The sequence below is a fragment of the Aeromonas enterica genome, assembly GCF_054052465.1.
The window spans coordinates 1-461 of the sequence record NZ_JBSTYL010000066.1 but is presented as its reverse complement, the minus strand read 5'-3'; the positions used below and the strand labels follow the sequence as shown (position 1 = coordinate 461).

At 57.5% G+C, this 461-nt stretch carries 1 protein-coding gene; it reads right to left on the bottom strand.

Annotated elements, in window-relative coordinates; genetic code table 11:
• The coding region (locus ACW5XD_RS23910; RefSeq protein ID WP_456497022.1) for a GTP-binding protein at positions 1–461 on the bottom strand (461 nt) is incomplete at both ends.

Here is a 461-nt window from a genome sequence, read left to right as displayed (position 1 = left end):
ACCGGCAGGTCATCACCCGGGAAGTCATATTCGGTCAGCAGTTCACGAACTTCCATCTCGACCAGTTCGAGCAGCTCTTCGTCATCTACCATGTCGCACTTGTTCATGAACACGATCATGTACGGGATACCAACCTGGCGACCCAGCAGGATGTGCTCACGAGTTTGCGGCATCGGGCCGTCGGTCGCAGCTACTACCAGGATCGCGCCGTCCATCTGGGCAGCACCAGTGATCATGTTTTTAACGTAGTCGGCGTGACCCGGGCAATCTACGTGCGCGTAGTGACGGATGGCGGTGTCGTATTCTACGTGGGAGGTGTTGATGGTGATACCACGCTCACGCTCTTCCGGCGCCTTGTCGATCTGGTCGAAGGCGAAAGCTTTACCACCGAAGTGCTTGGCCAGCACGTTGGTGATGGCGGCGGTCAGGGTGGTTTTACCGTGGTCAACGTGGCCGATGGT